Source organism: Anaerotaenia torta, from assembly GCF_050433395.1.
Lineage (GTDB): Bacteria > Bacillota > Clostridia > Lachnospirales > Lachnospiraceae > Mobilitalea > Mobilitalea torta.
In genome coordinates this window covers 533578-542895 of record NZ_JBNPXH010000002.1, presented here as the reverse complement: position 1 = coordinate 542895, position 9318 = coordinate 533578, and the positions used below count along the sequence as shown (strand labels likewise).

9 protein-coding genes and 1 pseudogene are annotated in these 9318 nt (G+C 54.8%); all 10 read right to left on the bottom strand.

What is annotated here, in order from left to right; all coding sequences use genetic code 11:
• Positions 1-94 precede the first annotated feature (94 nt).
• Positions 95-1048 (bottom strand): annotated as a pseudogene (locus HNQ56_RS06145) (phage major capsid protein); the annotation flags it as partial.
• Positions 1049-1061: 13 nt separating this feature from the next.
• A complete protein-coding gene (locus tag HNQ56_RS06140) occupies positions 1062-1751 on the bottom strand; it encodes a head maturation protease, ClpP-related (protein ID WP_429143814.1) in 690 nt (229 codons plus the stop codon).
• A 14-nt stretch (positions 1752-1765) separates the two neighbouring features.
• Positions 1766-3022 carry a phage portal protein gene (locus HNQ56_RS06135; RefSeq protein WP_429143813.1) on the bottom strand — a complete coding sequence of 419 codons (1257 nt, stop codon included), beginning with the start codon at positions 3020-3022 and terminating at the stop codon, positions 1766-1768.
• Positions 3019-4584: a terminase large subunit gene (locus HNQ56_RS06130; RefSeq protein WP_429143836.1), complete on the bottom strand. Its 1566-nt coding sequence runs from the start codon at positions 4582-4584 to the stop codon at positions 3019-3021. Before HNQ56_RS06130 ends, HNQ56_RS06135 begins: the two co-directional genes overlap by 4 nt.
• A gap of 133 nt (positions 4585-4717) precedes the next feature.
• Positions 4718-5680, bottom strand: a complete 963-nt coding sequence (locus HNQ56_RS06125) for a hypothetical protein (protein ID WP_429143811.1) — start codon at positions 5678-5680, stop codon at positions 4718-4720.
• On the bottom strand, positions 5670-5981 hold the full coding sequence (locus tag HNQ56_RS06120; RefSeq protein ID WP_429143809.1) for a hypothetical protein: 312 nt from the start codon (positions 5979-5981) through the stop codon (positions 5670-5672). Before HNQ56_RS06120 ends, HNQ56_RS06125 begins: the two co-directional genes overlap by 11 nt.
• 101 nt (positions 5982-6082) lie before the next feature.
• Positions 6083-6265, bottom strand: a complete 183-nt coding sequence (locus HNQ56_RS06115) for a hypothetical protein (RefSeq protein ID WP_429143807.1) — start codon at positions 6263-6265, stop codon at positions 6083-6085.
• A 60-nt stretch (positions 6266-6325) separates the two neighbouring features.
• A complete protein-coding gene (locus HNQ56_RS06110) occupies positions 6326-7630 on the bottom strand; it encodes a DNA methyltransferase (RefSeq protein WP_429143806.1) in 1305 nt (434 codons plus the stop codon).
• A 1-nt stretch (position 7631) separates the two neighbouring features.
• A complete protein-coding gene (locus HNQ56_RS06105; protein WP_429143804.1) occupies positions 7632-8549 on the bottom strand; it encodes a phosphoadenosine phosphosulfate reductase family protein in 918 nt (305 codons plus the stop codon).
• 12 nt (positions 8550-8561) lie between these two features.
• A complete protein-coding gene (locus tag HNQ56_RS06100) occupies positions 8562-9317 on the bottom strand; it encodes a Mom family adenine methylcarbamoylation protein (RefSeq protein WP_429143802.1) in 756 nt (251 codons plus the stop codon).
• Between the last annotated feature and the right edge of the window lies 1 nt (position 9318).

Sequence of the window (9318 nt, the reverse complement as noted above, 5' to 3'; positions counted from 1 at the left end):
TCTGACGCAAAATGCAACAGAATCTTTTATTCAGTACCTTCTTTTTATTTGCATGAAATAGAAGAAATCTAGATCAGGTAAAATGCCGAATAACACCTGCGGTCAGCGAGGGCTGCCACAGATACTGGCCGTTGGTGTCTTTGAGCTTGCGCAGCGCCTTCACGCTGGCGTCGTTCATGATAAAGACCGCTTTCCGGCGATAAGGCGCTTTGAGCGAGTAAAACAGGTCAAAAATTTCGTCGGCGGTAAAGGCTGCGGCTGCGGCAGTAGTCACACCGATTTCCGCGCCGCCCGTCGCCGACAGAACGCCGGTAGGCTTGCCAACGCCATCTCCAACGAAAAAGGCTTCTTCCTCCTTGGCACCGATGCGGCGCGCAAATTCCTTCGAGATATAGGCTTCGAGGTTGAAAACGCTGTCGTTCAGGAGCTCGTCGGAAACCTTAATCATGGTGCCGAGCTTATATGCGCCGATGGATACCTGCGCAAAAGCGTCGTCACCTTCGGGGATAGCGCCCTCCTCGTCCACCCACGCAGCGGAGCCTTTGGAGGAAACCACCGGGATTTTACGGTCGCCGGAGGAGGTCTGAATGACATGCGCCAACGTACGGAAGATGTTCTCCTCCTCCAACGCCTCAACGAGCGTGCGCTCGTATTCATCGGGGACGAGGTAGCCGCCCTCCGAATCGGTGCCGATTTGCAGCGCGTTCATGACCTCATGGGAGGGCAGCTTGCTCCGCATGGCGTTCCAGAAGGATTTGCGATATTCAGCGGAGGCCCGGCCAGTTTTTTCCTCACCACCGGCAGCCGCCGAGGGCTTACTGGTCAACGGGGCGCTGATGGGGCGGTTAAGCTCGGCGTCAAGGGCCTGCTGGCGTTCCAGCCGGTCAATCTCTTTGCCGAGGTTCACCACTTCGGCCTCTATTTTTTCATAGGTCGCCACATCCTCAGCGGAAAGCAACCCGTCCGAGCCGCGCCGGGAATCAAGAAATGCCTTGGCGGATTCCCACACCTTTGCGCGCTTTTCGCGCAGTTCCAATACCTTGTTCATTGATACAACCTCCTTATTTCAATAAAGAAAGCCGCTTATAAAGCGGCTCTGCGGGGTGCCTGTTTTCGGTTTTCGGTGACTTGGGCAGCTTTTGTAGCAATTGGCCCACTACCGCCCGGCGGCTGAATGCGTATCCCGCCGACGCTGCCGGGGGAGCAATTGCCGATTTGGACAATAGGCCGTCCGCAAACCCGAGTTCAATTGCCTTGTGGGCGGACAGCCATGTTTCTGCGTCCATAAGGTGGGAGAGCTTGGTGCGGGACAGCCCCGTCTTGATTTCATACGCATTGATAATGCTCTCCTTCACTTCGTCCAGCATGGCAATGGCCTTTTGCATTTCCTCGCTATCACCAATGGCTATAGTCAACGGGTTATGCACCATCATGAGGGCGGTTGGAGCCATGAGCACCTCGGTGCCCGCCATGGCGATAACGCTGGCCGCGCTGGCGGCAATGCCGTCGATTTTCACGGTGACATTGCCCTTGTAATCCATGAGCATACTGTAGATTTGCGAAGCGGCGACGCAATCGCCGCCCGGCGAGTTTATCCAGATAACAACGTCGCCCTCACCAGAAAAAAGCTCCTCGCGGAACACCTCCGGCGTTATGTCATCGGCGAACCACGATTCCTCCGCGATAACGCCGTCAAGATAAAGGGTGCGGCTCTCGTCGGAGTTCCGCACCCAATTCCAGAACCTATTCACTTGTGGTTTCCCTCCTATTCTGCGTTTTGCGCAAAAGCCCCCGCATCCTCCAAACGGAGCATATTGCCATTGATAAGATAGGTGTCGCCGCCCTGTTCGACTGGTATCCGGTCGAGGTTTTCAAGTTCCCGAATATCGTTGGCGGACATCCAGCCATTTTGCCGCCCGATGGCATACCCGTTCATGCGGCTTTGATAATCGCCCCGGAGAAGGCCGTCAAGATTGAATTTGATGAAGAACCGGGGCTTTTCGCTATCCAGCAGCAAGCGCCGGGCCATACTTTGCTCCCAGCGGCACACCCACGGGTCAAGGGTATACTTCACAAATTCAAGGCTCTGCTGCTCAATATTGCTAAAGCTGCTCTTTTCGAGGTCGCCCACCATATGGGGAGGAATCCTAAAAATACGGGCAATCTCGTTAATCTGGAATTTCCGAGTTTCGAGGAATTGCGCCTGCTCCGGCGAAATGCCGATTTGCTGGTATTTCATGCCTTCCTCTAAAACCGCAACACGGTGGGCGTTGGCGCTGCCTCGGTACATGTCGTTCCAGCTTTCCTTGACTTTCTGCGGGTCTTTGATAATACCGGGATGTTGGAGGACGCCGCCCGGCGCTGCGCCGTTTGCAAAGAATTTCGCACCGTATTCCTCGGTGGCGATTGCCATACCGATGGCGTTCTTTGCCATGGCGATGGGGCTATAGCCGACAAGACCGTCAAAGCCGAGGCCGGGAATGTGCAATACATCCGATGGGGACAGAGGAACAATGCTTTCATTTGAGAGCGGCGCGTCCTCCGAGGTGCGCATATACTGATAAACAAGCTGGCCCCGGCTGTCCCGGTCAACCGCCATCTTGTTCGGCATGAGGGGATAGAGGCCTACAACCTCGCCTTTTCCGTTGCGTATGATTTGCGCATAGGCATTGCCCCATAGGAGCAAATGGCCCATGAGCGTCTCACGCAATGAAAAAGAAGTCATTTCCGGGTTGGGCTCGTCATGCAGAATCCGGTACAGCGGGTGATCGAGGGCTTTTTCTTTTCCCCCTTCATCGGTATAGCGGTACACATGCAGAGGAAGGCCCGCTACAGCCTCGGACAGAATCCGAACGCAGGAATACACCGCCGTCATTTGCATGGCGGTATGTTCGTTGACGTTCTTGCCCGCCGTAGTCCCCCCAAAGAAAAAGCTGTACCGGCTGCCGTTCAGCGCGTTTTGCGCATTTAGGCCGTCTGCCGGTTTATCCCGCGCTTTGAAAAAGCGGCTGAAAATACTCATAAAATCAATAACCCCCTTCTGTCATAGATCGATTGGCCTGTATTGGAGCCCCCGCGCAGCGCGCGGTCAAGCGCCATAATGGTGGCGACCGCGCCGTCTATTTTTTCTGTGCTCCGCTCTTTATCCGGCTTGATATTCCCGGCAGGGTCGGTGCGAATATGAATGTTATCCATCATCCAACGGAGAGCCGGGTTGGCTCCGTGGGCGATTTTCCCGTCCAAGGTCAAGCGCATGAGTTCCTTGGACGCCGGGCTCATATCTTTGAAGCCCTGCCCGAAGGGGACGATAACAAAGCCCAGCCCTTCAAGGTTCTGAACCATTTGCGTCGCGCCCCAGCGGTCATAAGCGATTTCACGGATGTTGTACAGCGTGCCGAGCTCCTCAATGAAAGCCTCGATAAAGTCGTAATGCACCACATTGCCCTCGGTGGTCTGGATATGCCCCTGCTGCCCCCACACGTCATAGGGAACGTGGTCGCGCCGCACGCGCAGGTCGAGGGTTTCCTCCGGGAGCCAGAAATAAGGCAGAACGATATACTTGTCGTCCTCGTCCTCCGGGGGATAAACCAGCACAAAGGCGGTAATATCCGTTGTGGAGGCGAGGTCGAGCCCGCCATAGCAAACGCGGCCCCGGAGCGCATCCGGGTCAACGGCAAAGGAGCATTTATCCCACTTTTCCATGGGCATCCACCGGACGGCCTGCTTAACCCATTGGCATAAGCGAAGCTGCCGGAACAGGTTTTCTTCCGCTGGATTTTGCTTGGCACTCTCACAAGCAGCGAGTAATTTTTCCTCTTGCACCGTAATGCCAAGGGAGGGGTTAGCTTTGCGCCAGACCTTGGGGTTAGTCCAGTCCTCGTCCTCTTTGGCGCTGTAAATTACCGGATAGAAGGTCGGGTCGATTTTCCGGCCCTCCAATATATCCGTGGCTTTGCTATGCACCTCGTAACAGATAGAATTGGTATCATTGCCCGCTGTAGTAATAAGGAAATATAGCGGTTGCTTGCGCGCGTCGCCTGAGCCATGGGTCATTACGTCATAGAGCGCCCGCGACGGCTGCGCATGGAGCTCGTCAAAAACTACCGCATGGACATTGAGCCCATGTTTCGTGTATGCCTCCGCCGAAAGTACCTGATAAAAGCTGTTGAGCGGCTTATATATGAGGCGCTTTTGCGACATGATTGGCTTTATCCGGGAACGGAGCGCCGGGCATTGCTCCACCATGCCGCAGGCCACATCAAAAACAATGGACGCTTGCTGCCGGTCTGAGGCGCAGCCGTAAATCTCGCCGCCATATTCGCCGTCGCCGCAGGTAAGCAGCAAGGCAATTGCAGCCGCAAGCTCGCTTTTTCCCTGCTTCTTCGCAATCTCTACAAAAGCGGTGTTAAATTGCCGGTAGCCGTCCGGCTTGACAACTCCGAATAAGTCCCGGACAATCTGCTCCTGCCAATCTATCAATTCAAAGGGCTGGCCGTACCATTCGCCCTTGGTGTGCTTCAAACAATGAATAAAGGCGACCGCTATATCTGCCAGTTCCTTGTTGTAGCTGGAACCCGTCGCCATAAAACGCGAAGGTTTGTATTTTTTCAATTTGCGTATGACAGGCCGCCTCCTTCCTCAAAAACTGGCAGCAAAAAAGGAACCTCCCTCGCGGGAAGTCCCTTAAAATTATTTTTTAATTGTTCTGGCAGCGGCCTTACTCGTCGGCCTCATACAGCACCTTTTTGCCGTACATAATTCTGATAATGTGCTCTGGCCTATAGTCCGCATTTCTGCCAAATATCCGCTCAAACTCCCGGCGATCTGCCGCCACAATGTGCCAAGAGTGATAGTAGCTATCACAATCCCGGCGCAAATCGCTGGCCTCGGTTTTGAATGAAAATTCCGTACCATCCTTGCAAATGGTGACATTGACCGTCTTTGCGCCGGATGCGCCGACCGCAGCCATGATTTTCTTGACGTGGTGCACTGGGTTTTGCGTATTTTCCAGCAAGGCCCGGTATTCCGACAGGATGGCGTCATTCTCCAAAAAATCAGAGAGCATATTCTCTTGATTTTCCGCCATGTATGCGGATGCTTCCTTTTCCACATAGCCGTCCGGGTCGGCGATATACGAAAGCAAGGATTCCTCCGTCCAATTATCCAGCGAATACCTGCACTGGAACGCGGGCTCCTCAACCTCAATATTGTCAAGATATGTCGAGCGGGCGTTCTGTTTGGCAGTATACTTATAAAAGTAGTCCAGACTATCCAGAAGCCGCTTATCGGCAATCTCGGTAACTTTCAGGTTATTCCGGTCATTTCCGATAGCCGCCTCAACCCTTTGCCGGACAGCTTTTTTTAGCCGCTCCCGTAAAGCCTCCACGGTTCGGCTTTCCGTAGAATCCTCGTCGCATACGTCGCGCAGGTCGTACTGGCCGTCATAGATCAGACCGTCCTGCGAATAGTAGATGCCTGCGTATTTGAAGCTGTCGCCGCGCGTAAAGCTCTCGGCGTTGTAATGGCGCTGGCAGTACAGGTAGTCAAAGCCTGCACCTTTCGCCACCCGAATGAAGATATACAGGGTGCTGCCTTTATGAAAATGGAGCGGGCCGCTTTCCTCGGCGGCCAGCCAGCTTGCAAACAACTCATTCATATCCGACACCCCCTTACATGGCATATCCGGCGAACCGGACAATTTCTTTAATGGCGTTCATGGCCCGCTTGGGGCTGGAATAATCACGGGTACTGGTGCGCTTGCCCTTATCAAATGTCTGGATGACCGGAACCCCGGCGCTTTCGTGCGCAGTAATGCGGAAGCTGCTTTCCATATTGCCATAAAAAGCCACCTTGGCAACCCGCGTCCATGCCCGCGCATAAACCGGCTCGCCACCCAAAGCAGTCTCTCCGGTGCGCTCAAAGCCGTTTTCCAGCATGAGCGCCTCAAAGGCCGCCTTCTTCATTTCCATTGTCTGTTTCATACAATTGACCTCCTTGTTTTAGGGTGTGGACAGCTTACTCTGGCCCCCCCTAAAAGACAAGGCTGACAACCGAAAAAGCCCGGTTCTTCGGGCTTTTTCTTTTATATATTATTCCGCCGCTTTTGCTCAGCAGCGTTCCAGCGGGCATCCATTTCCAGCATTAGTTCATGGTTGCGTCGGATTAGCTCCCGCTTTTTTTCGATGGTGGCGGTTCTCATTGCACAGCGATTGGCGATAACCTCCTGTTCCAGTTCGCGGTAGGGCATTTTCTTAAAGTCTTTCATAGGTGCCACCTCCGTTTGATGTGAGTGGAGACTACTCTGGAACACCTCAAAAGGCAAGCTCTAAATGCAAAAGTTCTCTATCAGCCGTGCCTTTTCGCCGGTAAACTGCTCCCAGCGTAAAATCACCAAATCACAATTGAGGGGGTCGGTATCCATGGCATAGCAGCAGCGCCCGCTTTGCTCGGCGGCAATCAGCGTCGCGCCCGCGCCTGCGAAGGGGTCAAGCACAATGCCTCCGGGGTCGCTGTGCATTTTGATACAGCGCCATGGTAGCTCCACCGGCATGAGCGGCGGGCCGCCCTTGCTGCTTGGCATGGCGGCGATTTCCCACACCCCCGCATAACCCCATTTGCGCCGCTCCTCTTTTGTAAGGCGGCGAGTAAAGCGGTAGCTGTGAGCGGCGAAGGCGGAAACCCACTTATATTCTTGGTCGTTGTATTCATCCACCTCATTGCCCGCGAAGGCGGCCACATATTCATACTCGCGGGCCGGTTTGGCGCTTGTTAAATGGGCGGAGCCGGTGCGGGCGAGTATGCCTTGCTTTTTCCAGACGCGAATCCAGAGCGGGCGGAAATTACAGTCCGCGAACAGCTTCACGCTGTAAAAGCCGGTGGGCTCAATGAATTGCGAGCCGGTGGCAAACAGGTCGGAGAGGTTCCAGCATACCACGTCGGCGCAACTACAGAGATTGCGGGCAACCGCCGCCATTTTTTCAAGCCATGGGCCGAGGCCGTCCTTCCGGTAATCGCCGCTGGTTTCGGGCGGGGCCGTAACGGCGCAGGCCGCGCGCGCTTTTTCCATAAGCCGCGCCATATCCTCCGGCGATGCGCTGTCACCGCATAGAAGCCGATGGTCGCCAAGCTGCCAGAGGTCGCCGGGCTTTGTCGTAGGGCCGCCCGCCGCTTCAATGTCTGCCGTGGCCTTGTCGGCGTCAAAATTATCCTCCGTAGCCTCCGCCGAGTAAAACTTATTCATAAGCGCGTCGATTTCCTCGGCGTCGAAGCCGGTCAAGCTCACATCAAAGGCCGAGGCGTCAAGGTCGGCCATGAGGGCCGCCAGCTTGCCCTCGTCCCAATCGCCGGTGATCCGGTTCAATGCGAGGTTGAGCGCCTTCTCGCGCTGCGGGTCTAAATCCACAACAACGCAATCAATCAGCGTTTCGCCCATATCCAGCAGGATTTTAAGGCGCTGGTGGCCGCCGACCACATTTCCGGTCTGCTGGTTCCATACAACAGGTTCGACGGCTCCGAATTGCTCCATAGAGCGTTTGAGCTTTTCGTAATCTTTGTCGCCCGGCTTCAAATCCCGGCGCGGGTTGTAGGGGGCCGGATTGAGCCGCGCGGCGTCGATTTTCTGAATATCCATGTCATTCTCCTAACGTAAAGGCTTCATAGGGAACCCCGATATATTCCAACACCTGCCGGAGCCCCAAACCGCCAGCCTCCCAATCCCGCATACAGTAACGCCAGAGCTTGGGGTGTGTTTTTTGCAGCCGTTGAAAGCGCGTCGGTTGGGTATCGAGGTGCGCGCCGAAGGCGCAAAAAATACAGCCGGTGCGCTCGTAGCCCATGTCGTAAATTTTGCTGTACGGCACCTCATAGCGCCGGAGGTATTCCCAAACGTCCGATTCCAGCCAGAAGGACAGCGGCATGGAGGTGGGGCGCTTGGCATCAAAGGCATTGCAGCCGGTTTTGAGCCATTGCTGTATGCGCAGATGGCTTTCGCTGGCCATGGTGCCGATATAGGAAAACCGCCCCGACGCCTTGGCATAGCGTCCCAGCGGTTTTTTCTTCATTTCATTACAGCAGCCCCCGCCGATTTTGAAAGGCGCGTCCAGCAGAAAGCGCCATTGCTCCGCCAGTTTGTATTGTGTGGGCCGCCCGTCCGGCATGACGCCGTGGAATTTCGCCCGGAATACGTTGGGGTCGCCGACGCGTATCCGGTGTATCCATTCGCTTTGTTCCTTGCCTATGACCGGGTATCCATGCTTTTCTATGACCTGCCGAAACGATATGTCCGGCTTTAGCCACTCCACATTCGGCAGCGTTTTGACAAATTCCCGGATTTCAGGAAATTCGAGGCCCGTATCCACAAAGACAGCGGGAACCTCCGGGTACATGGAACGCACCAAATGTAAAAGAGCGGTGGAATCCTTACCGCCCGAGCAGCTAACAAACACATTCCCTTCAAAATGGTCGTACCATTCACGGATGCGCAGCTTGCTTTTTTCCGCCTTGATTTCAAAGGGCAGGGCTTGAAACTGCCTCAACTGCCATAGCTCCATAAGCGCGCCTCCTTATTCGAAGGCTTCCGCCTGGGCGGAAACATGGCGCTCGGCAATTGTCACTTTTTCGCCCTTGTACATCCCGGCCCCGAGCTCGTCTATTTTTGAGTAGGGTATGACAGGCACCGTCAGGTCCTTTTGCGCCTTCTTGTCTATGAAGTAGATATACCGAAGCTGAAAGCCCGGCAATATCGTGGCGTTTGCCGCCTTGACATAATCCATAAAGTTATACTTGCCCCCGGTCACATCAAAAAACGTCCGGCCCCCGAGCTCCTTGCGCGGGGAGGTGGGATTGCTGGCGAGGGTCATCTTATGGACGCGGGTACCGTCCGGTAGAACGCAAAGGTTGAGGTTTTCCTTAATGCCGGTCAGTAGAAAGTTACTGGCGCGGTATATGGTACCGTCGCCGCAGGAGGTAGCGTCCGCAAAGCTAACAACCCATTTCACCTGCGGGGCGTGCTTTTTTATCAGTTTGAGGCTCATGGATATGGCCCGGCTTTCGCTATTGCGCGGAAGTACCGAATCAAACGCCATGCGGTTAAGCTCTAAAAACTCATTCCAGCCGGTGCTTTCCACCAAGCCGATGATTTTTGACTTGTCGAGGCTCGGGCCGTAGGACATAACCCCGTGGAGCCGCCCGTCAAGGAAAACCCCGAAATGCAGGAGGCTATTGTTGACAATGGTGCCGCTGTAGTGGTGCGCCCGCATGAAGGGGGTCGCCACTTTGCTGGGAATAACCTTCATGACAATATCTTTTGCCCGGCCCATA